Source organism: Pilimelia columellifera subsp. columellifera, from assembly GCF_039532605.1.
GTDB classification, from domain to species: Bacteria; Actinomycetota; Actinomycetes; order Mycobacteriales; family Micromonosporaceae; genus Pilimelia; species Pilimelia columellifera.
Genome location: NZ_BAAARY010000003.1, coordinates 36,674 through 61,793 on the forward strand (window position 1 = coordinate 36,674; position 25,120 = coordinate 61,793).

Genomic DNA, 25,120 nt, shown 5'->3' on the forward strand with positions numbered 1-25,120 from the left:
CGCGGCGTCGTGGCGTGCCGTGGCTAGCCTCTCGCACATGAGACCTGCACACATCATTGTCCTGCTCATTGTGCTGCTCGGTGTGTTGGCGTTCGGGCTCGTCGTGGCACTGCTCCTCCGCAGGGCAGCCAGCAAAGGATCCACCCACGGCGGAAGACGCCGCCGCGGCTGGTCGGGCAGCTCCGGCTCCGGCGCCCACGGCGGTTGGGGGGCTTCGGACGGCGGCGGCGGTTGGGGCGGCGACTCCGGTGGTGGTGGCGATTCCGGCGGCGGTGGAAACTGATCCGGAGCTGGCGGTGGCGGCTGACCCAGACGTCACAGGGCGCAGGCGATGACCAGCTCAGCGGTCCGGTCGGGCAGCAGCTCCAACCGGTCGATCCGGCCCGCCGCACGCAGGTCGTCCAACGCCGTGGTCAGCACCGCGATGTCGGCCGCGGGGCCCAACGCCTCCACCAACGGCACCGGCGCCTTCACCGACAGCTTTCGCTGCGACTTGGCCCGCCGCACCTGCGCCAGCGCCTCGCCGACCAGCCGCAGGACCGCCCCGTCGGCGTCCCCGCCGGCCCGGGACAGCTCGTACGAGGTCGGCCACGGCGACCGGTGCACCGACCCGTACCGCCACCACGACCACACCTCCTCGGTCACGAACGGCAGGAACGGCGCGAACAGCCGCAGCAGCGCCGACAGGGCGCCAGCCAGCGCGGCACGGGCCGAGTCGCCGGCGGCCCCGTCTCCGTAGGCACGGTCCTTGACCAACTCGATGTAGTCGTCGCAGAACGTCCAGAAGAACGACTCGACGGCCGCCAGCGCGGCGGTGTGGTCGTAGGACTCGAACGCGGCCGTCGCCGTCGACACCGTCTCGGCCAGGGTGGCCAGCATCGACCGGTCCAACGGCTCGGTGACCGGCGCCCGCAGCGCGTCGCCAGCACCCAGGCCCAGGACGAACTTCGAGGCGTTGAGCAGTTTCGTGGCCAGGCGTCGGCCCACCTTCAGCTGGCCCTCGTCGAAGGTGAGATCCACCCCGGGACGTCCGCCGCACGCCCAGTACCGCACCGCGTCCGCGCCATGCCGGTCGATGAGGTCGACCGGGGTGACCACGGCGTTCCCCGCCGACTTGGACATCTTCTTACGGTCCGGGTCCAGGACCCAACCGGAGATGACAGTCCGCCGCCACGGCAGGACGCCGTGCTCGGCATGCGAGCGCAGCACTGTCGCGAAGAGCCAGGTCCGGATGATCTCGTGGGCCTGCGGGCGCAGATCCATCGGGAAGACCCGGGCGAACAGGTCCTCGTCCCGACCCCAGCCGCCGGCGATCTGCGGCGTAAGCGACGAGGTGGCCCAGGTGTCGAGCACGTCCGGGTCGGCGGTGAAGCCCCCCGGTCGGCCCCGGTCGGCCTCGGTGTAGCCCGGCGGCGCCGACAATGTCGGGTCCACCGGCAGCTCGGCGTCGTCGGGCAGGATCGCCCGTTCGTAGCGGGGCTGGCCCTCGTCGTCAATGGCGTACCAGACCGGGATGGGGACGCCGAAGAACCGCTGCCGGCTGATCAGCCAGTCGCCGGTGAGGCCGGTCACCCAGTGCTCGTACCGGCGCCGCATGTGATCAGGCGTCCAGTCCAGCTCGCGGCCCCGGTCCAGCAGCTCGGCCCGCAGCTCACGGTCGCGTCCGCCGTTGCGCAGATACCACTGCCGCGACGCGACGATCTCCAGCGGCCGGTCGCCCTTCTCGTAGAACCTCACCGGATGGGTGATCTCCCGTGGGGCGCCGATGAGCGACAGCTCGGCCGAGAGGGCGCTGACGACCTGCTTGCGGGCGGCGCTGACGGTGAGCCCGGCCAGCGGCGCGTACGGCCCGGTCGGGACGCCAGCCGGCGGCTCAGACAGGAATCGCCCGTCCCGACCGATGACCACCCGGGTGTCCAGGTCCAGCTCCCGCCACCAGGTGACGTCGGTAAGGTCACCGAACGTGCAGACCATGACCAGCCCGGTGCCCTTGGCCGGGTCGGCCAGCGGGTGGGCCAGCACCGGCACGTCGACGCCGAACACCGGGGTGCGGGCGCTCTGCCCGACGAGCAGGTTGTAGCGCACGTCGTCGGGGTGGCACACCAGCGCCACGCACCCGGGCAGCAGCTCGGGGCGGGTGGTGTCGGCAAAGACCGGCCCGGTGGGGCCGGCGAACTTGAGGCGGTGGTAGGCGCCAGGGCGCTCGCGGTCCTCCAGCTCGGCCTGGGCGACGGCGGTCTGGAAGCCGACATCCCACAGCGTCGGGGCTTCGGCGGTGTACGCCTCGCCCCGTTCCAGCGCGTTGAGGAAGGCCCGCTGGGCGACGACGCGGGCGTCGGCGCCGATGGTCGTGTACGTCAGCGACCAGTCGACCGACAGGCCGAGTCGGCGCCACAGCTTCTCGAAAACCTGCTCGTCGGCGGCGGTCAGCTCGTCACACAGCTCGACGAAGTTGCGGCGGGAGATCGACCGGGGTGGGTCGTACGGCGTGGTCGGGATGGGGAAGGCCGGGTCGTAGGGCAGCGACGGGTCACAGCGGACCCCGTAGACGTTCTGTGCCCGACGCTCGGTCGGCAGACCGTTGTCGTCCCAGCCCATCGGGTAGAACACCGACCTGCCGCGCATCCGTTGGTACCGGGCGACGACGTCCGTGTGGGTGTACGAGTAGATGTGCCCGATATGCAGGGCCCCGGAAACGGTCGGCGGGGGAGTGTCGATGCTGTACACCTCGGCCCGGCTCTTGGACCTGTCGAACGCGTACGTGCCGTCCTCCTGCCAACGACGCGCCCAGTGAACCTCCAGACCGTCCAGACCAGGACGATCCGGCAGCCCTGGCGGCGCCGCCCGCCCGCCCGACCCGGCCCCACGCCCATCCATCTCCGTCATGCGCCGATGCTAGACACCCCACCCCCCACCCGCCCCCGATTAACCCCCCGCCACGCCGCCCACCCCCACCCCTCGCCCCGCGTTGACCATGACTTGTGCGCGTGAATACCGGGCGATTAACGCGCACAAGTCATGGTCAACCGGCTCGGGGGGCGGGTGGGCGGGGTGGGGGTGGGTGGCTCGTAGACTGGCGGGGCTTGTTGTGGGGTGCGCGGAAAGGGTCGCGCAGGGGAACTCTCTATCGGCTGGCGGAAACTTCTACCGACTAGCAGGGAAGTGTCGAGGACGCATGTCGCTCACCATCGGAATCGTCGGCCTGCCCAATGTCGGCAAGAGCACCCTGTTCAACGCGCTCACCCGCAACAATGTGCTCGCCGCGAACTACCCGTTCGCCACCATCGAGCCCAACGTCGGCGTCGTCGGCCTGCCTGATCCGCGTCTGGCGACGCTGGCGGAGATCTTCAGCTCGGAGAAGATCCTGCCCGCGCCGGTGTCGTTCGTCGACATCGCGGGCCTGGTCCGGGGCGCCTCGAAAGGCCAGGGCCGGGGCAACGCGTTCCTGGCGAACATCCGGGACGCGAGCGCGATCTGTCAGGTCGTCCGCGCCTTCTCCGACCCCAACGTGGTGCACGTCGACGGCAAGGTCTCGCCCGCCGACGACATCGAGACCATCAACACCGAGCTGATCCTGGCCGACCTCCAGACCCTTGAAAAGGCTGTGCCGCGGCTGGAGAAGGAAGCCCGGCTCAAGAAGGACCGGGCCGGGATCGCCGCCGCCGCGGCGGCCGCCGCGAAGCTGCTGGATACCGGCGTAACCCTCTACGTGGGCGCCGAGAAGGCCGGCATCGACCTCGACGAGCTTCGTGAGCTGCACCTGCTCACCACCAAGCCGTTCCTTTACGTCTTCAACGTCGATGAGGACGAGTTGGGCAACGCGGATTTCCTCGACGAGCTGCGCGCCCTGGTCGCCCCCGCCGAGGCGGTCTTCATGGACGCCAAGGTCGAGTCTGAGCTGATCGACCTTCCCGAGGACGAGGCGCTGGAACTGTTGGAGTCGATCGGGCAGTCCGAGCCCGGACTCAACCAGCTGATCCGGGTCGGCTTCGGCACTCTCGGCCTCCAGACCTACCTCACCGCCGGCCCCAAGGAGACCCGCGCCTGGACCGTTGCGGTCGGCGCGACGGCGCCCGAGGCGGCAGGGGTCATCCACACCGACTTCCAGCGCGGTTTCATCAAGGCCGAGGTCGTCTCTTTCGACGATCTGGTCGGGGCTGGCTCGATGAGCGCGGCGAAGGCCGCCGGCAAGGTGCGGATCGAGGGCAAGGACTACGTCATGCGCGACGGCGACGTCGTCGAGTTTCGCTTTAACGTCTGAGCGATTGAAACGCCTGAGGCACGTTTCAATCGGCGTGCTTCCGGTGCTTTCCGAGGCGTGAATTGACGTTGGGGTAGCGCTTTTTGGCACCTCCGTGCGGCCCTTCGGGTAATCGGCCCAGAGGCTTGAACAAGCGGTGGGGCCGGGTTTAGGTTCGGCCTCATGAGAAAACAAATCGTTCAGGCAGCCATGACTGCTCTCATTGCCGGGGCGACCGCGTTGACGGCCGCTGCCCCTGTCTCCGCCGCCCCCGCCCCCCCGCCGCCGCGGCCGGGAAACCCTGGGCCGGGACACCCTGGGCCGGGACACCCTGGGCCGGGGCACCCGGGGCAGGACTGGTACGCGAGCTGCTACCAACTGAACCGGGACTATCCGCACGGAGTGGGACTCCGAGGCGCCCGGGACCGGACACGCTGGGGTGAACGTCCCGTCTGGAACTTCGAGCGAAACAACTGGGTCTACCGGCAGAACAGGCATCTCGACTATGACCGCGACGGCATCTCGTGCGAGCGTTGGCGTCGCTGGTGAGAGGAGGCGTCGCTGATTCGAGCCATCAGTCGTCCATACCTCAATGAGTTGATCGGGATAAGCACGGAAGACGCCCCCGAGGGGGGCGTCTTCCGTGTTCCGCGGTTGTTCGCCGCAGGCAACTTAATTCAATCAATGGTGAGATTAGAGTGCGGGATCAGCCGGAACCCCGGCTCCTGCGGGAGGACGCCGCTCGGCTTCCCTGGCCGAAAACGCCGCCGTGGAAGCTGAGTCCGAGCACGTAGCCGAAGTCGTACCAGTTCCCGTTGTTGTGAACGTCGTAGATGCTGATCTCGTCGGTGAACAGCGACACGACGAATGTGATCGGCAGGATGATTCCGTGCCACAGCCCGGCCCAGAAGTTGGACAGGTGCCCGGTGGCGACCTCCGCCACGTTGTTCGGCCCCGGAGCGCCGGCGCACCCGGCGACCGACCCGAGCAGCAGCAGCCCGACGGCCAACGCCGGCAGGTAGGTGTTGCGTCGCTTGCCCATGCCGTGATGCTAAGCGCCCAGATGCGCGTAGGCGGTCATTGACCGTCCCGGTCAGGGGTTGTCGAGGACGGCTCGGTAGGCATGCTCGATCCGGGCGGCGAACGCCACCGCGTTCGGGGTCAGCGAGGGGGTAGGTCCGCGCCCGTCGTCGTGCCGGGCGTCGAGCTTGATCACTGTTTGGCCGGCGGTCCGACGGACCTGCGGGCGGACCTGGAGGGCGTCTGCGGCGACCTGGATGCGTTCGGTCAAGGCGGCGTGTTCGCTGTCGGAGAGGGTGAGGTCGCGACGCAGCAGTGGACCGTCGCTGCGCCAGCCCGACAACAGCGCCAGCGCTTCTGAAAGGTAGTCCGGCCGGCGGCCGGCTCGCCAGGACACTCGCACCGCCGGTTCCTCCTTGGCCACGGGGCTGCCGGACCGTTGGCTGGTCTGGCGCTCGGGTGGGTGGGCCTCATGGGAACGACAGCTGACCGAGACGTTCTGGTGATCAAATCGACGCCAGACTGTCATTCACGTGTCTGACAGTCTGCCCCGCGTGGTGGGCCGTGTCCATGGCCGGTCGTTTCGTGTTCTGAGAGCCCGCCGGGTGACGGCGCTACCACGAACGACGACTTATCTGGCAAGGTAGTCGGGCGTGCCGACCGAATGGGTATCAGGACGCTCCAATGACATTCAAGTGCCGCTCCCGCGTGAACCGCAGGAGGCGGCCATGACAGTGATCGTCGGCGCTGCCATCATCGCCGATGGCCGGGTGCTGGCGTGCGAACGGGCTCAGCCGGCCGCGCTGGCCGGCCAGTGGGAGTTCCCCGGCGGCAAGGTCGATCCGGGGGAGTCGGAGACCGAGGCGCTCATCCGCGAGTGCGTGGAGGAGCTGGAGGTCACGGTGATCGTCGGCGACCGGGTCGGCGCGGACATCCGGCTGACCGGGCGCGACGCCGTCCTCAAGGTGTTCGTGGCTGAGATCGACGGGCCGGCCAAGCCAAGGGCGGTCGAGCACAGCGAGCTGCGATGGCTCGGCGCCGACGAGTTGGACACGGTGCCGTGGCTGCCGGCGGACGCCCCGATCGTCGACGCGTTGCGTCCGTTGCTCAGCGCCCGGGCGGCCGGGCGTCGCTAGGCCGGCCGGGCCCCAGCGGCCGCCTTGGCGCCGGCCAGCTTCCAGGACAGATAGGCGATGGCGTTTCCGCTGATGCCCATGACCCTCGGATCGATGTTGTTGCTGAGGGTGTCGCAGGCCAGGTGGTAGCACTTGTCGTCCATCTTGCCGCCGAACCCGCTGACCTTGATGCCGGCGTTGTTGAAGCTGATCTGGTCCGACCCGGCGTTGTAGTCCTCGGTGGCGACGTTGACGGTCCGGAAGTAGGCCTTCCACTGCGCCGACAGGTCCGGCGACTCCTTGTAGACGCGCCACTTCGTGAGGCCCTTGGTGCCGACCATGTCGAAATTGAGGTATACCTCGATGCGTTTCTTGTCGGCCGCGCTCAGGCTCGCGACGTAGTGCTTGGATCCCACCAGACCGAGTTCCTCGGTGCCCCACCAGGCGAACCTCAGCCGCTTGTCCGGCCGCAGGTTCGATCTGGCGACGAGCAGCGCGTTCTCCAGCACCGCGGCCGAGCCGGTGGCGTTGTCGTTGATGCCCGGTCCTTTGGACACCGAGTCCAGGTGCGCGCCGACCATGACGACCTTGTTGGCGTCGCCGTGCGGCCACTCCGCGACGAGGTTCCAGCTCGTGGCGCCGCTGTAGGTGAACGGCTGGGTGGTGACCTGGTAGCCGGCCGCGGTGAGTGTCGAGGCGACGTAGTCGACGGAGGCCTTGTATCCGGGACGACCGTGGTACCGGGTGCCGCCGTTCTCGTCGGCGATCCGTTGGAACTGCCGCAGGTGGGCGATGAACGTTTCGTCGGGGACCGTCGGGGGGTCGACCCGGACGAGCGCGGCTGTGGTCGTCGCGGTGGCGGCGGTCGACTGTGGCGCGTACGCGAGCGTCAACACGGCGGACAGGGTGACGGCGGTCCCGCTCGCGAGCAGGGCACGAAGCCGCAGCATGTTGACTCCCTCGACATCAAAGCAGTTACAGATGTCGATACGTTACGGGGGAGTCGATCACTTGAAAATAGCCAGGCGTCGATTTATCCGCGGGCTGACGAAAGGCGCGACGGCGGGCGATCATCTGATCGCCCGCCGTCGCGGAGCCGGGCCGGCCTCCGGGCCGGCGTGACTGACTAGCTCTTGGGTCGGTGGTAGTTCAAACCCTCAGGGTCCAGCGGAAACTCCTGGTCGTCGCCGAACGGCGACGCCGCCGCCGGACGGTCGAAGGTGATTTCCGTGATGCCGAGAGTGCCGTCCGCGTTGACCGACGCCGCCTGCGGCGTCGGCTTCGGCCGGCCCCAGTTCACGCCGTCCAGCTCCGCAGTGTGGACACTGCCCACCGTCGTGTCCGTCGCGCCGTCGGCGAGCTGGTCCCGCCGGAAGATCTTCCTACCAAGCCACACCAGAGGATCGTACTTCCTGTCGACGACGCGTTCCTTCATCGGGATGATCGCGTTGTCGGTGATCGTGATGTGCTCGGGGCAGACCTCCGTGCAGCACTTGGTGATGTTGCAGTAACCCAGACCCATGGACTCCTGCGCGTGCTCCTTGCGGTCGGTACGCGCGTCCAGCGGGTGCATGTCCAGCTCGGCGGCCCGGATGAAGAACCGCGGCCCGGAGAAGGCGGCCTTGTTCTCCTCATGGTCCCGCACGACGTGGCACACGTTCTGACACAGGAAGCACTCGATGCACTTGCGGAACTCCTGGGACCGCTCGACATCTACCTGCTTCATCCGGTACTCGCCGGGCGCCAGGTCCGCCGGCGGCTCGAAGGCCGGGGTCTCGCGCGCCTTCTGGTAGTTGAAGGACACGTCGGTGACCAGATCCCGGATGACCGGGAAGGTCCGCAGCGGGGTGACCGTGACGGTCTCGGTCTCCTCGAACGTCGACATCCGGGTCATGCAGCCCAGGCGCGGCTTACCGTTGATCTCCATCGAGCAGGAGCCGCACTTGCCGGCCTTGCAGTTCCACCGGCACGCCAGGTCCGGCGCCTCGGTGGCCTGTAGCCGGTGGATGACATCGAGGACGACCTCGCCCTCGTTGACCTCGACCTGGTAATCGTTCAGGTCGCCGCCGGTCTCGTCGCCTCGCCAGATGCGAAAGTTACGCTTTCCCATTACTTCGCCTCCTTCGCGAGGGCATCGCCCGAAACGGCCGCGCCGGCCAGGGCGTCGAAGCTCGACAGCTCGTCTTCGGTCAGGTACTTGCCCAGCTCGACCCGGTCGAAGAGCCCGATCAGCTCCGGCCGCATCGTCGGCACGGGCTTGTGGGTCAGCGCCACCTGGTCGGCGTCGAGGGAGCAGATCAGGTTGACGGTGCGCCACGTCGGGTCCATCGCCGGCGCGTCCTCGCGGGTGTGGCCACCACGCGACTCCCTGCGCTCCAACGCCGCCTTCGCGGTGCACTCGGAGACGACCAGCATGTTGCGCAGGTCCAACGCCAGGTGCCAGCCCGGGTTGTACCGGCGACCCGCGGGAGCGCCGACGTTGGCGACCTGCTTGCGCAGCTCCGCGAGCTTGGCGATCGCGTCCGTCAGCTCGCCCTCGCGGCGGATGATGCCGACCAGATTGCCCATGATCTCCTGCAGCTCGTGCTGCAGGTGGTAAGGGTTCTCGCCGTCCGGGCGGGACAGCGGCGCCAGCGCGGCGCCGGCGGCCGCGTCGACCGCGGCCTGGTCCACCTTCGGGCGGGCCGTCAGCTGCGCGGAGTACGCGGCGGCGTGCTCGCCGGCCCGCTTGCCGAACACCAGCAGGTCGGACAGCGAGTTGCCGCCCAGCCGGTTGGAGCCGTGCATGCCGCCGGAGACCTCTCCCGCGGCGAACAGGCCGCGCACCGTGCCGGTGGCGTGGCCGGAGTCCGGCTCGACCTCGACGCCGCCCATGACGTAGTGGCAGGTCGGCCCGACTTCCATCGGCTGCTTGGTGATGTCGACGTCCGCCAGCTCCTTGAACTGGTGGTACATCGACGGCAGCCGCTTGCGGATGGTCTCGGCCGGCATCCGGGTCGACACGTCCAGGTAGACGCCGCCGGCCTTGGTGCCGCGACCGGCCTTCACCTCGGAGTTGATCGCCCGGGCGACCTCGTCGCGGGGGAGCAGTTCAGGCGGGCGCCGGTTGTTGTCCGGGTCGGTGTACCAGCGGTCGGCCTCCTCCTCGGTCTCGGCGTACATCTTCCGGAACACGTCCGGGACGTACTCGAACATGAACCGCTTGCCCTCGGTGTTCTTGAGGACGCCGCCGTCGCCACGCACCGACTCGGTGACCAGGATGCCCTTCACCGAGGGCGGCCAGACCATGCCGGTCGGGTGGAACTGGAGGAACTCCATGTTGATGAGGTTCGCGCCGGCGCGCAGCGCCAGGGCGTGCCCGTCGCCGGTGTACTCCCACGAGTTCGAGGTGACCTTGTAGGACTTGCCGACGCCGCCAGTGGCCAGCACCACGGCCGAGGTCTCGAACAGGACGAATGCGCCGGACTCCCGGTAGTAGCCGAACGCCCCGGCGATCTGGTCGCCATCCATGATCAGCTCGGTGATCGTGGTCTCGTCGAAGACCCGGATCCGGGCCTCGTAGTCGCCGAACTCCCGCTTGTCCTCCTGCTGCAACGACACGATCTTCTGTTGCAGGGTGCGGATCAACTCCAGGCCGGTGCGGTCGCCCACATGCGCCAACCTCGGGTACTCGTGTCCGCCGAAGTTGCGCTGGGAGATCTTGCCGTCCTTGGTGCGGTCGAACAGCGCGCCGTAGGTCTCCAGCTCCCAGATGCGGTCCGGGGACTCCTTGGCGTGCAGCTCGGCCATCCGGAAGTTGTTGAGGAACTTCCCGCCGCGCATGGTGTCGCGGAAGTGGACCATCCAGTTGTCGTTGCTGTTGACGTTGCCCATGGCGGCTGCCGCGCCACCCTCGGCCATGACCGTGTGGGCCTTGCCGAACAGCGACTTGGAGATGATCGCGGTCTTCTTGCCAGCCAGCCGGGCCTCGATCGCCGCGCGCAGACCGGCACCGCCGGCGCCGATGACGACGACGTCGTAGTGGTGTCTTTCGATTCGCTCAGTCATTTCCCGGCCCTCAGTTGAAGATCCGCAGATCGGTGATCCACCCAGCAGCTACGGACATGATGTAGAAGTCGGTCAGCATGACGGTCCACAGCGAGATCATGGCGAAGGTGCCGTGCTTGGGGTTGAGCTTGGAGATGAAGGTCCACATCCGGTAGCGCAGCGGGTGCTTGGAGAAGTGCTTGAGGCGGCCACCGAAGGCGTGTCGGCAAGCGTGGCAGGACGCCGTGTAGCCGGCCAGCGCCACCACATTGACCACAATGATCAAGGTGCCGATGCCGATGCCGAAGTTCCCGTCAGCGCCCCGGAAAGCCAACACCATATCCATGATGTTGATAAGAAGGACGACCGCCGCCAGGTAGAAGAAGTACCGGTGGGAGTTCATCAGAATCAGCGGGAAGCGGGTCTCGCCAGTGTACTTGGCGTGTGGCTCCTGCACCGCGCACGCTTGCGGCGACGCCCACAGGGACCGGTAGCCGGCCTTGCGGTAGTAGTAGCAGGTGAGCCGGAAGCCAGCCACGATGGGGAAGACAATCGCACCCAGTGGGATGAACCACGGCATAGCTGGCAGCGGCCGACCGAAGTGCGCCGCCTCGGCCACACAGTCCTCGAACATGCAGGGCGAGTAGATCGGAGTCAGGTAGCCGAACTCCGGCACCACGTACCACTTGCCCATGAACAAACGGATCGTCGCGTAGACGATGAACAGTACGAGGATCGCGCCGATCGTCAGCGGCGGGCGCCGCCAGTTGTCTGTGCGCAGTGTCTTCGCCGCGATCGCGGCGCGCGGCCGGGCCTGCTGCCCTGGTGCCGTCGTCGTCATGTGAATCTCCCTGGCGGGCGCCTTCTCGGTCAGCCCGCGCGCGGTGATGCCACCGCCCGCGCGACTTCGCTGTGTTGTCGGCCGCATCGGCGTGACGCGGCTGTGACGCGTGTCATGCCGATCTCGGCACGCAGGTGCACACGTTACGCCGAGCCAGTCGGGCGACGTGCGCAAGGGAGTCTCGCGCGTGGCCTGCGGGTTACGGAAGCCGTGACGTCACAGTGCGGGGTGTTTGTGGAGAACCTCACGCGATTTTGACCAGGGCTGAGGTAAGCCTTACCAAAGACTGGCGCGCTGCCGGGGGCCCGGTCAGATCAGCCGGAGGCGCCGCCGGTGAAGTTCCACGACGCCAGGCGCAGCGCGGGTTGGCGCCACGAGCCGCCGTCCCAGCCGCCGGGGGTGCTCGCCGCCAGCGTGCCGACGTCGAGCACGTTCCCTGACCCGAGGGCATCCGGGTACGACTGGGTGAACCGGAAGTTCCGCACCGGGGCCGTCACCTTGCCGCCCTCGATCAGCCACACCCCGTTGCGGGTCAGACCGGTCACCACCAGCGTCTTCGGGTCGAGCACCCGGGTGTACCAGAGATCGGACACCAGCAGGCCACGCTCGACCCCGCTCACCAGCGCGGCAGCGGCCGGGTCGACCTGCGGAGCGGCCCCGGCGGCCGCCGCGAGATCAGCGCCCCGCCCGCGGGCGTCGCCGAGCGCGCCGGAAGGCAACAGGCAGAGGTTCGTCGGTATCGGGCCCCAGGCCCCCGACGGGATGGCATGCCCGGTCGGCGTCGCGTCCGCGGCTGCCGCCGTACGCCGGTCGTGCGCCACCGCGGCCGTCACACCGGCGGCGATCAGCTCCAACCTGCGTTTGGGCGTCCCCTCGGCGTCGAACGGCCGCCCGTTCGCCTGCTCGCCGAAGACATCGTCGACCAGGGTGATCGCCGGGTCGAACTGCGCCTCGCCGAGCCGGACGAACGAACGTCCCTCGGCGAGCGCCTTGCCGTTGAAGCCGAAGAACGCGAGGTTCTGGAGCAGGTCGGAGACGGCCAGCGGCTCCAGCACCACCTCGTACCGGCCCGGGGGCAGCTCGACCGGGTCGCCGCCGGCGAGCGCTTTGGCCGCGGCCCGCGCGCCCAGGGCGGCCCCGTCCAGGTCGGCGATCCGCGGGGACGCCCACCTGGCGACGCCGTCCGCACCGGCCCGGCGGGCGATGCCGTCCATGGCGGCCTCGGCCGCCCGGCCGGTGACGCTCTGGCCGGCCGAGTTGGCGAACGCCCCCACCCAGCCGCCGCTGCGGCAGTATCCGGCGGTCTCCAGACCGCCGGCGGCGTCGATGAAGTCGCCGACCAGTCCGGCCCGGAGGTCCGCTTCGGCCATGAACGTTGCCTCGTCCAGGTCGGCCGCGCCCGGCAGCGGGGTCGGCCCGGTGAGCCCCGGCCAGGACGGGTCCGGCGGGCACAGGCGCGCTGCGGCGAGCGTCCGCTCGACCACGGCGCGCAGGCCGTCGACATCGGCGACGGTGGTGACGCCGGTGGCGGTGCGGCCGTCGACGTGGACCCGGAGCCGAACGCTGGTCGCGTCGTCGGCGACGTTCTGGTGGATGTAGGAGTTGGCGAACCGGGTCAGCGCCGACTGGGCCCGGTCGACCGACACCTCGACCTGCGCGCTGCCAGCGGCGGCGCGGGCCAGCTCGATCACGGTGGCGGCCACGTCCAGCGCGGCGGATTCAGACGCGAAGGCCGGCATCAGCCCGACACCCCCACCCGGACGTTGCGGAACCGGGCCGGGGCCGCCGGGTGTCCGGTGTGGCCGACCTGCCCAGGTTGTCCCTTGCCGCAGTTCGGAGTTCCCCAGGCGACGGACTCGCTGGACAGCATGTCCATCGACCGCCAGAAAAGCGGGCCGATCCCGGTGTAGGTCGGGTTTCGTAGCATCCGTCCCCGTTTTCCGTTCCTGATCTCGTATCCGATCTCGCAGCCGAACTGGAAGTTGAGCCGTTTGTCGTCGATGGACCAGGAGCGGTTGATGTCCATGAACACCCCGTCGTCGGTGGCGGCGATCATCTCGTCGAGCGTGTGCGGGCCGGGCTCCAGGCCGACGTTGGTCATCCGGACCATCGGCAGCCGGGCCCACCCGTCGGAGCGGACGCTGCCGCCGTAGTCCAGTCCGGCGACCGTGGCGGAGTCCCGACCGGCGAGCACCCCCACCCAGCGGCCCTCGCGCACCGCGTCGCGGGCGGCCGCCGGGGTGCCCTCGTCGTCGAAGCCGAAGCTGCCCAACGCGCCCGGGATCGTCGGGTCGATGGTGATGTTCATGAGGTCCGAGCCGTACCGCAGGCTGCCCAGCTCCCGCAGGTCCAGCCAGGACGTTCCGGCGAAGGCGGCCTCCCAACCGAGGATGCGGTCCAGCTCGATCGCGTGCCCGACCGACTCGTGGATCTGCAACGCCATCTGCTCGCCGCCGAGGATCAGCGTCGTCTCGCCGGCCGGGCACAGCGGGGCGGTCAGCAGCTCCCGGGCCTCCTCGGCGACCCGGACGGCGTTGCCGACCAGATCCATCGCCTCGACCAGCTCCCAGCCGCCGAGCCCGTACTGGCCGCCGGAGCTGGGGTAGGAGCGTCGTTGGGTCTCGCCGGCGCCGACCGCGGTCGCCTCGATTCCGGCCCCGCACTCGCGGATGCGCTGATCGATGCGGTGGCCCTCGCTGGAGACGAACCACTTCGCGGTGTCCCAGATGTGGTAGAGCGCCTCGGCGTTCGGCACGCCCGTCTCGTGCATCGCCCGGCTGGCGGCGACCATGAGATCGGCTTTGGCGGCCAGCGGCGCCGAGAGCGGATCGACGGCGCACGGCGACGCCCACGAGCCCACCACCGGCGCGATCCGCGCCAACTCCAGCCGGGGCCCGGGAGCCCGCTGCCCGGCCTGGGCGATCCGGGCCGCCAACTGGCCGGCCGCGGCCGCGCCACGGTCGGTCAGCTCCGGGGTGGCGTAGAACCCCCACGAACCGCCGACCAGCGCCCGCACGCCCAAGCCGGCGTCCTCGTTCTGGGACAGATCCTCGACCTCGCCGTTGCGGGCGGTCATCGACTCGCTGCGTCGTCGCATCACCCGCACGTCGGCGTAGCGGGCGCCGGCGTCCAATGCGGCCGCGACAGCAGCCTGTGCCACGTCGAACTCAGTCATCTGGCGAGCCTATTACGACAACGGCCCGTTTTCGCCCCTGTCGACGTCGGTGATTGTCCACAACGGCCACCGCCAGGCCCCGGGCCTACTGGGCGAGGCCCCGGCGGATGAAGTCCAGCTCCAGGCGCAGCAGCTGCTCGGCGATCCCGTCGACGGCCATGTGCGACGCCCCGGGCAGCGGCAGCACCGCGTGCGGACGGCCCGCCGCCAGCAACGCCGCGGACAGGCGCAGCGTGTGCGCGGCGACCACGTTGTCGTCGGCCAGGCCGTGCACCAGCAGCAGCGGGCGGGCGTCCTCGGGCCGGGCCGGCAACTCGGCGGCCAGCGCCAGCAGGCTGTGGTGGGCGTACACGTCCGCGCCGTCGACCGGCAGGCCCAGGTACCGCTCGGTGTACGCGGTGTCGTACAGCGTCCAGTCGGTCACCGGCGCCCCGGCCACCCCGCAGCGGAACAGGTCCGGCCGACGCAGCACCGCCAGCCCGGCCAGCCAGCCGCCGAACGACCAGCCCCGGATTGCCACCCGGGAGATATCCAGGTCAGGGTGCTTGTCGGTGAGGGCCGTCAACGCGTCGACCTGGTCGGTGAGGACGACATCGGCCATCCGCCGGTAGACCGCCTTCTCGAAGCTGGGCGCCACCCCGGGCGTCCCCCGGTTGTCGACGGTGACCACCGCGAAGCCCTGGTCGGCCCACCACTGCCTGGCCTGCCAACGGTTCCGGGCGGCGACCACCTCCTGGGCGCCGGGGCCGCCGTACCCGTCCACCAGGACGGCCAGCCGCCGGCCGGCGACGTGTCCGCGCGGGTACAGCACCGACGCCGGCAGCCGGCGGTCGGTCACCCGCTCCAGCGACGGACGCGGCGCGAACGGGGCCGCCGTCGCCACCGACGGCAGCTCGCCGAGCAGCTCCTCACCGCGCCACAGCTGCCAACGGGCGCCCGAGTGGTCCATCGAGGCGCTGGCGACCGCCAGCACGTCCCCGCCCAACGTGGCGGTGTGCCAGCCGGGCTCGTGGGTGATCCGGCGGGCCTCGACCCCGGCGCTGGCCACCGCGGTGCGGACCCGGAACAGGTGCTGCTCGCTGGGCTCGCCGTCGCTGCCCTCCACCAGCAGGTCGGCGCCGAGCGTGCCGACCACCCGACGCACGTACAGCGACGGCGGGGTGAGCAGGGTGCCGTCGGCGAACAGGCAGTGCGCGTCGTAGCCTTCGTGGATGAGTTCCCCTCCGACCAGCACCCGGCCGTCGGCCAGGTGTCGGGGCGTGCCGGCGATCGGCTCCACCCACCGGGCGTCGGTCAGCTCCGCGTGCACCTGGGTCTCGCCGGTGCGGGCGTCGATCGCCAGCACCAGGCCGTGCTGTTGGGAGCGGCGCAGCACCGTGAACAGCGGGCCGCCGTCGGTCCAGTCGACGGCCACCAGGTACGGGTAGGTCTCCCGGTCCCAGCGCACGTCCACCCAGCCGCCGTCGAGATCGAGCAGGTGCAGGCTCACCTCGGCGTTGTTGCCTCCGGCCCGGGGGTAGCGCACGGTCGTCGGCGGCCGCTGAGGGTCGGCGGGGTCGTGCAGGTGCCAGCGCTCGACGCGGGCCGGGTCGACCCGGGAGGCGAGCACCGAACGTCCGTCTGGGGACCACCAGTAGCCGCGGTGCCGCCCGAACTCCTCGGCCGCGATGTGGTCGGGCAGCCCCCAGGTCACCTCGCTGCGTGGCTCGCCGGCCAGCAGGACATCGTGACCGGCCCGGTCGACGACCCGCAGGGCGCCGGCGGTGACGTAGGCGATGCGTTCGCCGGTGGGGTCCGGGCGTGGGTCGACCACCGGTCCAGCGGTGGGGACGGTGTCGACCCGCCCGGTGGCCAGTTCGACGCGGCGCAGCCGCCCGGCGAGCGCGAAAACGGCGACGGTCCCGGCCCGGTCGGTGGCGTACCCGCCGATGCCGCCGGTGGACAGGCGCATCCGTTCCCGCAGCGCCCGCTCGGTGTCCGGGAGCGCCCCCGGCTCGTCGCCGAGGGTGGTCGGGTCGGCCAGCAGCCGGGGGCCGCCGTCGGCCAGGTCCCAGCACCAGAGCCGGTCGACCGGGTCCTCGCCGCCCTCGGAGCGCAGGTACAGCACCTTGTCGCCGACGATGCTTACCGCCCGGGGAGCGCCGCGGGTGAACCGTTGGGTGCGGGCGGAGAGCTCGGGGTAGTCCACGCCTCGATGGTGCTACAGACGGGGCCCGGACGGGTGTCACGTCCCGGAATCCGCTGTCCTGCCTGCGCAGATGCCTGCTGTTCACGGCGGATACAGTGGCCCGCGTGAACACCCCAGCCAACCCCCGACGGATCGTGTTCGTGCACGCCCACCCCGACGACGAGGTGATCGGCACCGGGGCCACGATGGCCCACTACGCCGCCACCGGCGCCCACGTCACCCTGGTCACCTGCACGCTCGGCGAGGAGGGCGAGATCCACCTGCCGCACCTGGCCGGACTGGCCGCCGACCGGGCCGACCAGCTCGGCGGCTACCGGATCGCCGAGCTGGCCGCCTCCTGCGCGGCGCTCGGGGTGCGCGACCAGCGGTTCCTCGGCGGAGCTGGCCGGTACCGCGACTCGGGCATGATGGGCGAGCCGACGAACGGGCGCCCGCGCGCCTTCTGGGGAGCGGACCTCGACGAGGCCGCCGCGCACCTGGTCGAGGTGTACCGGGAGGTGCGGCCGCAGGTTGTCGTCACCTACGACCCGAACGGGTTCTACGGGCATCCGGACCACATCCAGGCGCACCGGGTCACCATGCGGGCGGCCGAGCTGGCCGCCGAGGGCGGCTTCGCGCCCCGGAAGATCTACTGGACGGCCGTGCCGCTCAGCGCGCTGACCGCCGGGATCGCACGGTTCCGCGATTCGGCGGAGAACCCGTTCGCTGGCGTCGAGAGCGCCGCTGAACTGCCCTTCGGAACCCCGGACGAGCAGATCGCGGCGCTCATCGCGGCGCCGGACCATCAGGACGCCAAGCTGGCCGCCCTGCGCGCCCACGCCACCCAGGTGCCCGAGGACTCCTGGCTGCACACCGTGGCCACCGGGTTCAGCGGCGAGGACTCCGGCCATGAGCACTACCGGCTCGGGTTCGGCGAGCGCGGCCCCGGCCACGGTCCGTGGGGCTGGGAGCGGGACCTGTTCGCCGGCATCGAGGCGATCCGGTGACCCTGCTCGATAGCGCGTTGCGGGTGGTCGGCGGGGTGGTGGCGGTGCTGTTGGCGCTGCTCACCGGGGTCCTTGAGCTGGTCCTGGTTCCGCTGCGGATCGGTGGCGTGCCGCTGGGGCTGGGAGTGGTGCTGGCGGTGGTCGTCAACTACTGGCTGCCCCGCTTCACCGTCGTGGCCACCGGTGTCCGGTGGACGATGGCGCTGCCGTTCATCGCCTGGCTGGGGCTGATGATGGTGGCCGCCGGCCGCCGCGACGAGGGCGATCTGCTGGTCGTCAGCGGCGGCATCGCGGTGTTGACCAACCTCGCCGGCTCGCTGGCGTTCGGCGTCGCCATGTACCGGGCGATCCTGCCGTCGTCGACGCGGGCCCGCCCGTCGGGAGGAGAGCTGTGAGTCAGCGTTGGCTACCGGTGGCGGTCCTGGCCGCCGGTCTGTTCGCCGCGAACCTGACGGCCCGGCTGGTGGTCCGGCTCGGGTACCCCGACGACGCCCTGGTCGCCGACGGGGCGACCCTGGCGATGCTCGCGGTGGTCGCGGTGGTGGCCGCCGGCTGGGCCGGGGTGGGCGCGACGCGTCATCCGGTGGGCCGCTGGGCCGGCGACCTGGCCGTCGGGTCGCTGGTCGGGCTGCTGCTGTCGGTCTTCGTCGGGCCGTTCGTCAGCGACGTGACGCCGTTCGCGTTCGGCGCGGGCGAGTTCTTCAAGCAGATCTGGCAGTGGGCCGGCGCGACGATCGTCGGCGCGGCCCTCGGGTACGGGGCGGTCACCGCCGCCGGTCGCGATCTGCGTTCCCGACTGCTCGCCGAACAGGCCGGTCGGCGTCGCGGCCGTCGCTGATCGGTCAGCGCCGGGGCGGTGACGGCGGGATGCGCTTGGCCCGGTGGATCTCGGCCACCGGCACCGTGACCTCGTCGCCGTCGCGGGTCAGTAGGGTCAGCTCCAGGGCGGACGCGGCGGTCAGGACGCCCAGAACGTCCCGAAACACCGGACGGCCGTCGCGGATCCCGGCGTGCCGCCGCACCACGACGCGGGACCCGATGTCCGTTTCGTCGAGCATCTTTCCGCGCCCCCGATGCGATTCGGTCGAATGAGCGCCCCAGGTGGGGGCGGCAGCAGCGGGATACTAGGCTTTCTGGTCTGGCCGCGCTGACGCGGCGCGCACTGCGGAGGGAACGAGTCGTGACCTACATCATCGCCGAGCCGTGCGTCGATGTGCTGGACAAGGCCTGCATCGAGGAATGCCCGGTGGACTGCATCTACGAGGGCAACCGGATGCTCTACATCCACCCCGACGAGTGCGTCGACTGCGGGGCATGTGAGCCGGTCTGCCCCGTCGAGGCGATCTTCTACGAGGACGACGTCCCCGAGCAGTGGCGTGACTACACCTCGGCCAACTACGAGTTCTTCGAGGACCTGGGCTCGCCAGGCGGCGCCTCTAAGGTCGGCAAGATCGCCAAGGACGCCCCGTTCGTCGCCGGGCAGCCGCCGCGTGGTGAGGACCACTGACCGCTGACCGGCGGGCGGGCGTCCCGGCCCGGCTGCCGGACTTCCCTTGGGACCGGCTCGCGCCGTCCCGGGCGGTGGCCGCCGCCCACCCCGACGGCCTGGTGGACCTGTCGATGGGCGCCCCGGTCGACCCGGTGCCGCCGCTGGCACGGGCGGCGCTCGCCGACGCCTCCGACGCCCCCGGCTACCCGCTCACCGCCGGCTCGCCGGCCCTGCGCGCCGCGATCGCCGCCTGGTGCGCCCGTGAGTGCGGCGCCGCCGACGGTTTCGGGGTGCTGCCGACGATCGGTCTCAAGGAGCTGGTCGCCTGGCTGCCGACCTTGTTGGGCATCGGCCCCGGCGATCTGGTCGTCATCCCGGAGATCGGGTACCCGACGTACGAGGTCGGGGTCCGGCTGGCCGGGGCGACAGCCGTGCGGGCGGACGCGTTGACGGCGGTGGGGCCGTCGACCCGGGTGCGGCTGGTGTGGGTGAACTCCCCGGCGAACCCGACCGGTCGGGTGTTGCCGCCGGCGCATCTGCGCAAAATCGTCGACTGGGCCCGCGAGCGCGGCGTGGTCGTCGCCTCCGACGAGTGTTACCTGCCGTTGGGGTGGGACGAGCAGCCGGTGTCGGTTCTCGACCCGCGGGTGTGTGGCGACAGTTTCGACAACGTCCTCGCCGCCCATTCGCTGTCGAAGCGGTCCAACCTGGCCGGTTACCGGGCGGGTTTCGTCGCTGGGGATCCGGCGTTGGTGGACGAGCTGCTCGCGGTGCGTAAGCACGCCGGACTCATCGTGCCGGCGCCGGTGCAGGCGGCGATGACGGCGGTGTTGGGCGACGAGGGCCATGTCGACGAGCAGCGTCAGCGGTACGCGGCCCGCCGGCAGGTTCTACGGGCAGCCATGCTGGGGGCTGGCTTCACGATTGACCACTCCGAGGCGGGACTGTACCTGTGGGCCAGCCGCGACGAGCGCTGTTGGGACACAGTGGAGTGGTTCGCCCGACGGGGCGTCCTGGTGGTGCCGGGGGAGTTCTACGGCCCACGCGGCGCCGGGCATGTTCGGGTCGCGTTGACCGCCAGTGATGAGCGCGTCAGCGCTGCCGCGTCCCGTCTGGCGCTCTGAGGCGCCGGGGCCGCGAGCCGCGATAACGTCGGGGCATGACTGACAACAGCGGCTCTGTGAACGTCAACAGCTCTGTGATCGCCGTGCGCGGCGAGGCGACCGTCGAGGTGGAACCGGAGATCGCCCGCCTGTCGGTGACGATCAGCGTCCGGGACCGGTCCCGGGACGGGGTGACGACCAAGCTCGCCGCCCAGGTCGAGGCGTTGCGCGCCACGCTCGACGGGTTCGGCGGGACGATCGAACGGCGCGAGACCAGTGGCTCGAACGTCCACCCCGAGCTGAAACCGGACAGCGACCGGGTGTCGGCGTATGTGGCCAGCCTCACCACGACGGTGACGGTGGCCGACTTCGCCGCCCTCGGCGATCTGGTGTTGGCGCTGGCGCGGCAGGAGCACGCCTCGGTGTACGGACCCTGGTGGGAGCTTCGCCACGATTCGCCGGCCGGCCGGCAGGCCCGCAAGGCGGCGGTCGATGACGCGGTCGACCGGGCCCGCGAGTACGCCGAAGCGGTGGGCGTCCGGTTGGAACGTCTGCTGGTGCTTGCCGATTCGGGACTGTCCGCTGGCGCCCCGGTCGCCGAGTACGGCATGATGCGCGCCATGGCCACCCGGTCGGCGACGGAGATGTCGTTTGATCTGGAGCCGGCCCGGCAGAGCGTGACCGCGACGGTGGAGATGCGGTTCGCTGTGAGCGTCGCCTCGTTCAGTTAGGTCCTCGCGCTTTCGTGCTCGCCGGACAGTCGCCAACGCCGCCCGGGGCAATTTCCGGACATTCCATCTCACAACTGGCAATCGACACTATGGTGTTTTTCATCAGGCAGTCGGGTATGTGGGGTGTCGGATGTGTGGAGAGAGGAGTCGCGGTGATTGACGTCGCGGGCGGTCCAATGAGGATCGCGCTGGTCGTGCCCCCGTACTTCGATGTGCCCCCGGCGGCCTACGGTGGCGTGGAGGCGGTCGTCGCCGACCTCGCCGACGCGCTCGTCGCCCGAGGACATCAGGTCACCCTTATTGGCGCCGGACGCGCGGGCACCGTCGCGGACTTTCTGCCGGTGTGGGAGGACACCATCCCCGAGCGGCTCGGCGAGCCGTTCCCGGAGATAGTCCACGCGGTCCTCACCCGCCGTGCCGTCGAGCGGCTCGCCGCGGGGGACGGCCTGGACGTGGTGCACGACCACACCATGTCCGGCCCGCTCAACGCCCCGGTGTACGCGGCCCTCGGGCTTCCCACCGTCGTCACCATGCACGGGCCGGTCGACGAGGACCTGCACCGCTACTACGGCGCCCTCGGCCTCGACGTCGACATGATCGCCATCAGCGACCGGCAACGCTCGATGGCGCCGCACTTCAACTGGGCCGGCACCGTGCACAACGCGCTCGCCATCGACACCTGGCCGTACCGGGAGGACAAGGGCGACTACGCGCTCTTCCTCGGTCGCTTCCACACCACCAAAGGCCCGCACCTGGCCCTGGACGCCGCCCACCAGGCCGGCATCCAGCTCATCCTCGCCGGCAAATGCTCCGAACCGGTCGAGAAGGACTACTTCGCCCGCGAGATCACCCCGCGGCTTCGGGACACCGACAAGGTCTTCGGCGTCGCCGACGCGGCGGCCAAGCGCGAGCTGCTCGTCAACGCCCGTTGCCTGCTCTTCCCGATCCAGTGGGAGGAGCCGTTCGGCATGGTCATGATCGAGGCCATGGCATGCGGGACGCCGGTGGTGGCGCTGCGCGGCGGCGCTGTGGACGAGGTCGTCGAGGACGGGGTCACCGGATTCATTCTCGACGATCCCGAGGAGCTTCCGGCGGCGCTCGCCCGGGTCGACGAGCTGGACCCGGCCGCCTGCCGGGCCCGGGTGCAACGGCACTTCACTATCGACAAGCTCGCCGCCGGCCACGAGCAGGTCTACCGGTCGGCCATCGCCCGTCGGCAGCTCGTCGACGCCGCCGGCCAACTGGCCGAGCTGCGACGCCAGATCGACGGGATCGACCGGGACCTGACGTTGTCGCCGTTCAACCCAGCCGCATCGGCAGCGGACCCCGCGGCCGCAAAGTGATCCCGGCGACGATGCCGTCGTCGCCGACACCCCTGGTCAGCCGCCCGGCCGGCGTCGCCTCCAGCGCGGTGGCCAGCATCAACCGGGCCAGGTGGGCGCCCAGGCACGTCCGTGGCCCCGCCGAGAACGGCAGGTAGCTCCAGACCGGACGCCCGTCGACGAAGCGCTGTGGTCGGAACCGCTCCGGCGCCGGCCACAGCTGCGGATCCCGGTGGGTGAGGTACGGCGAGTAGAGCACCAGCCGGCCCGCCGGCAACGGGACGCCGTCCACCTCGGCGTCGACGGTGGCCACCCGGCTGCCGATCCAACCGGACGGGTACAGCCGCTGCACCTCATCCAGGAACGGCTCCACCAGGCCGGGAGCGCCCCAGTCGGGCTGCTCCGCCAACCGCCACAACGCCCACGCCAGGGTGTGCGCGGTCGTGTCGTACCCGGCTGCCAGCGCCACCCGTAGCTCCTCGACCGCGCCGGGCACGTCCACCAGCGCCGCGGCCACGCTGCCGGTCGGCGGGTCGGCCAACGTCCGGGCGATTGCGGTGTTCATCCGGCGGAACAGCCACGGACGACGCAGGACCGGCGTGGGCATCGGCTCGGTCAGGGGCCGCAGGAACGCCGCGACCAGCGCCGGGTCGACGCGGCCACCGAACAGGGCGGCGTTGAGCATCCGTTGGATGAGCGCGCTGGCGTGCGCGAGGGCGTCGAAGTCGCCGTCCGGCCGGGCGCGGTCGGCGACGTCGCGGAGCCGGCCGGCCAAGGTGGCCATGGCGGGTCGGGAGAACGGCCGGTTGAGCGCCCGGCGACGTGGCCGGTGTTCGGGCAGGTCGGTGGACACGATCCCGGCGGCCAGATACGGGGTGATCCCGCTCAGACTGCCCCGGCTACGGAACGTCTCCAGATCGGTGAGAACGGCCTGGTTCCACTCCGGCGAGTAGCCCACCGTGGCCTGGCGCCACAACCTGATGTCGAAGGCCGGCCCCAGCCGCGCGCCCTCCGACAGCAGGCCCAGCGGGTCGCGGGTCCACCGCCACAGGTGGCTGGCGGCGTTGCGGGCCGGCGGCGTCGGCGTCGGCTCCACCAGCGTGGACGTCACCGGGCGCCCGTGGTGTGGTCGCCGATCCGGCCGGCCGGCACCGGGTAGTCGCGGCCCTTCCAGGTCGCGGTGCGGCGCATCGCCACCGCGTACACCGGCAGCGCGGCCAGCGCCGTCACCGGCGGCAGGACCGCCTCGGCGTACGCGCCACGTCCGGTCTTGGCGTTGACCAACAGCCGCTGCGCCACCGCGGCCAGCGCCGATGCCCGCCACAGGCTGCCGTCCCGCCACCGCAGCCAGGGCAGGGTGTACGCGGCCAGGTGCCAGCCGGCGCTGGCCGCCAACGCCAGATCGCTGCCGCCGTGGGCGGCCCGCATGCTCTTGCCGAACCCGCGCACCGCCTCACCGTAGCTTTCATACATCCGCACCCGGATGAGGTCGCCGCCAAGCGCCAGGCCCAGCTTCAACCCGACCTGGCGGGCCCACCGGCCCAACGCCACATCCTCGACGATCTCGGCGCGCACCGCGTGGTGCCCGCCGATCCGGTCGTAGGCGTTACGGCTGAACGCCAGCAGCTGACCGTTCGCGGTCGCCGCCGACGGGGCCGGGGCGTCCAGCAGCTGGTGCGGCAGGAACGACAGCAGCACGTCGTCGATGAGCGGTGTCAGCAGGCGCTCGCCCAGTGTGCCGGTGAGCTGGCGGGGGAACACCGAGAAGACATCGGCGCGCTGGGCGTCGATTTGGTCCCGCAGGGCCCCGACAGCGCCGGGCGCCAGCCGCACGTCGGCGTCGCAGAAGACGAGCAGGTCGCCGGTGGCGGCCTCGGCGAGCTGGTGGCACGCCCAGTTCTTGCCGACCCAGCCCTCCGGCTTGGGCCGGCCCGGAAGCAGCCGCAGCCGCGGATCGGTCACCGCGCGCGCGATTTCCGCGGTCCCGTCGGTGGACTCGTCGTCCAGGATCAGGATCTCGTCGACGTCCTGGGCGAGCAGCCCGGGCAGTGCTTCGGGCAGCCGCCCGGCCTCGTCCCGGGTCGGCACCAGCAGCGAGACCCGTCCGGCGCGGACGGTCCGCCCCGCCCGTCGCAGGGTGGGGAAAGCGGCGAGGTTGTTGAGCAGACCAGCGGTTTTGACCAGGTGGAAGGCGGCGACCGCGGTCGCCAGGGCGCGGCTCATACAGGCTCCCGTTCCGGGCGGCGCCAGGTCGCCCTCTCGTCGGCGCCGCGGCGCCCCCGCGCCGCCAGCCGCCACCCGGGCAGCGGACGGCGCGGATCGGTGGTCAGGTTCGCGGCGTCGATCTCGGCCAGATCGGCCGCGAGAACGGCGGCGAGCCGGTCGGTGACCTCGGCGAGCGTGCCGGTGGCGTCGACCGGACGGACCGTCACGAACGCCTCCGGATGTTGCCGGCCCCGCATCAGCAACCGCACCGCCGCCGAGCACAGCGGCGCTCCGGAGCGGATCGCGTACCAGGCCGCTCCTGGCGCTACCGGGCCCGGCGGGCCGGCCGGACGCAGCTCGCCCTCCGGGAACACGATGAGCACCCGGCCGGCCCGTAGCAGCTCCAGACCGCGCCGGGGCTGGTCATGGCCGAAGACCTCCACCTGCCGCAGGTACGGGAAACGCGTCAGGTTGTCAGCCCGCATCACCAGCGAGGGCCGCTGCCCGGCGCCGCCGAGCAGTGTGGCGGCCAGGAACGGGTCCCACCAGCTGTGATGGTTCGCCGCCCACACCGCTCGGCTGCGCGGCAACTCGCCGCGCAGCCACACCCCGGCAAGGCCCCGGCTGGTCATCCACCGGAACGCGAGCCGCATCGGCGGGCCCAGCGGCGTGGTCATGG

General features: G+C 70.8%; 24 protein-coding genes. 10 read left to right on the forward strand and 14 right to left on the reverse strand.

Translation table 11 applies throughout. The annotated features are described in order from the left end of the window. Positions 1-37: 37 nt before the first annotated feature. Positions 38-283 (forward strand): hypothetical protein, encoded by a 246-nt coding sequence (locus ABD287_RS04545; protein WP_344168705.1) that lies wholly within the window; start codon positions 38-40, stop codon positions 281-283. Between the two features lie 32 nt (positions 284-315). Here the strand turns inward: ABD287_RS04545 and valS are convergent, their stop codons facing one another. Next, positions 316-2,886, reverse strand: a complete 2,571-nt coding sequence (valS, locus tag ABD287_RS04550; protein ID WP_344168708.1) for a valine--tRNA ligase — start codon at positions 2,884-2,886, stop codon at positions 316-318. Between the two features lie 289 nt (positions 2,887-3,175). On the opposite strand from valS, the gene ychF reads away from it, so the two are divergent. Further along, positions 3,176-4,261 carry a redox-regulated ATPase YchF gene (gene ychF / locus ABD287_RS04555; protein WP_344168711.1) on the forward strand — a complete coding sequence of 362 codons (1,086 nt, stop codon included), beginning with the start codon at positions 3,176-3,178 and terminating at the stop codon, positions 4,259-4,261. 685 nt (positions 4,262-4,946) lie between these two features. On the opposite strand, the gene ABD287_RS04560 is transcribed toward ychF, so the two are convergent. Both ABD287_RS04560 and ABD287_RS04565 read right to left on the reverse strand, forming a co-directional pair. After that, positions 4,947-5,282, reverse strand: coding sequence for a hypothetical protein (locus ABD287_RS04560; RefSeq protein ID WP_344168714.1), 336 nt, complete (start codon positions 5,280-5,282; stop codon positions 4,947-4,949). A 51-nt stretch (positions 5,283-5,333) separates the two neighbouring features. Further along, a complete protein-coding gene (locus ABD287_RS04565; protein ID WP_344168717.1) occupies positions 5,334-5,663 on the reverse strand; it encodes a pterin dehydratase in 330 nt (109 codons plus the stop codon). 325 nt (positions 5,664-5,988) lie between these two features. On the opposite strand from ABD287_RS04565, the gene ABD287_RS04570 reads away from it, so the two are divergent. Continuing rightward, complete coding sequence (locus tag ABD287_RS04570; RefSeq protein WP_344168720.1) at positions 5,989-6,396, forward strand: (deoxy)nucleoside triphosphate pyrophosphohydrolase; 408 nt, start codon at positions 5,989-5,991, stop codon at positions 6,394-6,396. Here ABD287_RS04570 and ABD287_RS04575 read toward each other — a convergent pair. The 7 genes from ABD287_RS04575 to ABD287_RS04605 form a co-directional block, all read right to left on the reverse strand. After that, entirely contained in the window at positions 6,393-7,325 is a 933-nt protein-coding gene (locus ABD287_RS04575; RefSeq protein WP_344168723.1) for a M28 family peptidase, read from the reverse strand. The genes ABD287_RS04570 and ABD287_RS04575 overlap by 4 nt on opposite strands. Positions 7,326-7,501: 176 nt before the next feature. After that, on the reverse strand, positions 7,502-8,485 hold the full coding sequence (locus ABD287_RS04580) for a succinate dehydrogenase/fumarate reductase iron-sulfur subunit (RefSeq protein WP_344168725.1): 984 nt from the start codon (positions 8,483-8,485) through the stop codon (positions 7,502-7,504). Then, entirely contained in the window at positions 8,485-10,422 is a 1,938-nt protein-coding gene (locus ABD287_RS04585; RefSeq protein WP_344168728.1) for a fumarate reductase/succinate dehydrogenase flavoprotein subunit, read from the reverse strand. Before ABD287_RS04585 ends, ABD287_RS04580 begins: the two co-directional genes overlap by 1 nt. 10 nt (positions 10,423-10,432) lie before the next feature. Further along, positions 10,433-11,242 carry a hypothetical protein gene (locus ABD287_RS04590; protein ID WP_344169311.1) on the reverse strand — a complete coding sequence of 270 codons (810 nt, stop codon included), beginning with the start codon at positions 11,240-11,242 and terminating at the stop codon, positions 10,433-10,435. Between the two features lie 314 nt (positions 11,243-11,556). Next, positions 11,557-12,981 (reverse strand): TldD/PmbA family protein, encoded by a 1,425-nt coding sequence (locus tag ABD287_RS04595; RefSeq protein ID WP_344168731.1) that lies wholly within the window; start codon positions 12,979-12,981, stop codon positions 11,557-11,559. Beyond that, positions 12,981-14,417, reverse strand: a complete 1,437-nt coding sequence (locus ABD287_RS04600; protein WP_344168734.1) for a TldD/PmbA family protein — start codon at positions 14,415-14,417, stop codon at positions 12,981-12,983. The genes ABD287_RS04595 and ABD287_RS04600 overlap by 1 nt, the downstream gene beginning before the upstream one ends. Positions 14,418-14,502: 85 nt before the next feature. Further along, entirely contained in the window at positions 14,503-16,605 is a 2,103-nt protein-coding gene (locus ABD287_RS04605; protein WP_344168737.1) for a prolyl oligopeptidase family serine peptidase, read from the reverse strand. Positions 16,606-16,700: 95 nt separating this feature from the next. Here ABD287_RS04605 and mshB point away from each other — a divergent pair, with 95 nt between their 5' ends. Genes mshB through ABD287_RS04620 form a run of 3 tightly spaced genes read left to right on the forward strand, consistent with a single transcriptional unit; the run spans position 16,701 to position 18,429 of the window. Beyond that, positions 16,701-17,591 (forward strand): N-acetyl-1-D-myo-inositol-2-amino-2-deoxy-alpha-D-glucopyranoside deacetylase, encoded by an 891-nt coding sequence (gene mshB / locus ABD287_RS04610; protein ID WP_344168740.1) that lies wholly within the window; start codon positions 16,701-16,703, stop codon positions 17,589-17,591. Then, the gene (locus ABD287_RS04615; protein WP_344168742.1) at positions 17,588-17,986 is read left to right on the forward strand and encodes a hypothetical protein; all 399 of its coding nucleotides are present in this window, start codon (positions 17,588-17,590) and stop codon (positions 17,984-17,986) included. Before mshB ends, ABD287_RS04615 begins: the two co-directional genes overlap by 4 nt. Continuing rightward, positions 17,983-18,429, forward strand: a complete 447-nt coding sequence (locus ABD287_RS04620) for a hypothetical protein (protein WP_344168745.1) — start codon at positions 17,983-17,985, stop codon at positions 18,427-18,429. Before ABD287_RS04615 ends, ABD287_RS04620 begins: the two co-directional genes overlap by 4 nt. Before the next feature lie 4 nt (positions 18,430-18,433). Here ABD287_RS04620 and ABD287_RS04625 read toward each other — a convergent pair whose 3' ends face one another. Continuing rightward, complete coding sequence (locus ABD287_RS04625) at positions 18,434-18,649, reverse strand: LSm family protein (protein ID WP_344168748.1); 216 nt, start codon at positions 18,647-18,649, stop codon at positions 18,434-18,436. A gap of 122 nt (positions 18,650-18,771) precedes the next feature. Here ABD287_RS04625 and fdxA point away from each other — a divergent pair, with 122 nt between their 5' ends. The 4 genes from fdxA (at position 18,772) to ABD287_RS04645 (ending at position 22,257) form a co-directional block, all read left to right on the forward strand. Then, positions 18,772-19,098 (forward strand): ferredoxin, encoded by a 327-nt coding sequence (fdxA, locus tag ABD287_RS04630; RefSeq protein WP_344168751.1) that lies wholly within the window; start codon positions 18,772-18,774, stop codon positions 19,096-19,098. Beyond that, entirely contained in the window at positions 19,095-20,204 is a 1,110-nt protein-coding gene (dapC, locus tag ABD287_RS04635; RefSeq protein ID WP_344169314.1) for a succinyldiaminopimelate transaminase, read from the forward strand. Before fdxA ends, dapC begins: the two co-directional genes overlap by 4 nt. A gap of 35 nt (positions 20,205-20,239) precedes the next feature. Next, the gene (locus tag ABD287_RS04640; RefSeq protein ID WP_344168754.1) at positions 20,240-20,914 is read left to right on the forward strand and encodes an SIMPL domain-containing protein; all 675 of its coding nucleotides are present in this window, start codon (positions 20,240-20,242) and stop codon (positions 20,912-20,914) included. 152 nt (positions 20,915-21,066) lie between these two features. Then, a complete protein-coding gene (locus tag ABD287_RS04645; protein ID WP_344168757.1) occupies positions 21,067-22,257 on the forward strand; it encodes a glycosyltransferase family 4 protein in 1,191 nt (396 codons plus the stop codon). Here the strand turns inward: ABD287_RS04645 and ABD287_RS04650 are convergent. Genes ABD287_RS04650 through ABD287_RS04660 form a run of 3 tightly spaced genes read right to left on the reverse strand, consistent with a single transcriptional unit; the run spans position 22,214 to position 25,118 of the window. Further along, positions 22,214-23,347 carry a cytochrome P450 gene (locus ABD287_RS04650; protein ID WP_344168760.1) on the reverse strand — a complete coding sequence of 378 codons (1,134 nt, stop codon included), beginning with the start codon at positions 23,345-23,347 and terminating at the stop codon, positions 22,214-22,216. The two genes, ABD287_RS04645 and ABD287_RS04650, sit on opposite strands and share 44 nt — an antisense overlap. Continuing rightward, positions 23,344-24,459, reverse strand: coding sequence for a glycosyltransferase family 2 protein (locus ABD287_RS04655; protein WP_344168762.1), 1,116 nt, complete (start codon positions 24,457-24,459; stop codon positions 23,344-23,346). The genes ABD287_RS04650 and ABD287_RS04655 overlap by 4 nt, the downstream gene beginning before the upstream one ends. Next, positions 24,456-25,118, reverse strand: coding sequence for a 1-acyl-sn-glycerol-3-phosphate acyltransferase (locus ABD287_RS04660; protein WP_344168765.1), 663 nt, complete (start codon positions 25,116-25,118; stop codon positions 24,456-24,458). Before ABD287_RS04660 ends, ABD287_RS04655 begins: the two co-directional genes overlap by 4 nt. Positions 25,119-25,120: the final 2 nt, after the last annotated feature.

What these genes read in the sequence shown, in the direction of transcription:
- ABD287_RS04585 (WP_344168728.1), bottom strand. Translation starts at nt 10,422, where the DNA reads ATGACTGAGCGAATCGAAAGACACCACTACGACGTCGTCGTCATCGGC.
- ABD287_RS04600 (WP_344168734.1), bottom strand. Translation starts at nt 14,417, where the DNA reads ATGACTGAGTTCGACGTGGCACAGGCTGCTGTCGCGGCCGCATTGGAC.
- ABD287_RS04545 (WP_344168705.1), top strand. Translation starts at nt 38, where the DNA reads ATGAGACCTGCACACATCATTGTCCTGCTCATTGTGCTGCTCGGTGTG.
- ABD287_RS04570 (WP_344168720.1), top strand. Translation starts at nt 5,989, where the DNA reads ATGACAGTGATCGTCGGCGCTGCCATCATCGCCGATGGCCGGGTGCTG.
- ABD287_RS04580 (WP_344168725.1), bottom strand. Translation starts at nt 8,485, where the DNA reads ATGGGAAAGCGTAACTTTCGCATCTGGCGAGGCGACGAGACCGGCGGC.
- ABD287_RS04660 (WP_344168765.1), bottom strand. Translation starts at nt 25,118, where the DNA reads ATGACCACGCCGCTGGGCCCGCCGATGCGGCTCGCGTTCCGGTGGATG.
- ABD287_RS04655 (WP_344168762.1), bottom strand. Translation starts at nt 24,459, where the DNA reads ATGAGCCGCGCCCTGGCGACCGCGGTCGCCGCCTTCCACCTGGTCAAA.
- ABD287_RS04590 (WP_344169311.1), bottom strand. Translation starts at nt 11,242, where the DNA reads ATGACGACGACGGCACCAGGGCAGCAGGCCCGGCCGCGCGCCGCGATC.
- ABD287_RS04595 (WP_344168731.1), bottom strand. Translation starts at nt 12,981, where the DNA reads ATGCCGGCCTTCGCGTCTGAATCCGCCGCGCTGGACGTGGCCGCCACC.
- ABD287_RS04625 (WP_344168748.1), bottom strand. Translation starts at nt 18,649, where the DNA reads ATGCTCGACGAAACGGACATCGGGTCCCGCGTCGTGGTGCGGCGGCAC.
- valS (WP_344168708.1), bottom strand. Translation starts at nt 2,886, where the DNA reads ATGACGGAGATGGATGGGCGTGGGGCCGGGTCGGGCGGGCGGGCGGCG.
- ychF (WP_344168711.1), top strand. Translation starts at nt 3,176, where the DNA reads ATGTCGCTCACCATCGGAATCGTCGGCCTGCCCAATGTCGGCAAGAGC.
- ABD287_RS04560 (WP_344168714.1), bottom strand. Translation starts at nt 5,282, where the DNA reads ATGGGCAAGCGACGCAACACCTACCTGCCGGCGTTGGCCGTCGGGCTG.
- ABD287_RS04640 (WP_344168754.1), top strand. Translation starts at nt 20,240, where the DNA reads ATGACTGACAACAGCGGCTCTGTGAACGTCAACAGCTCTGTGATCGCC.
- ABD287_RS04575 (WP_344168723.1), bottom strand. Translation starts at nt 7,325, where the DNA reads ATGCTGCGGCTTCGTGCCCTGCTCGCGAGCGGGACCGCCGTCACCCTG.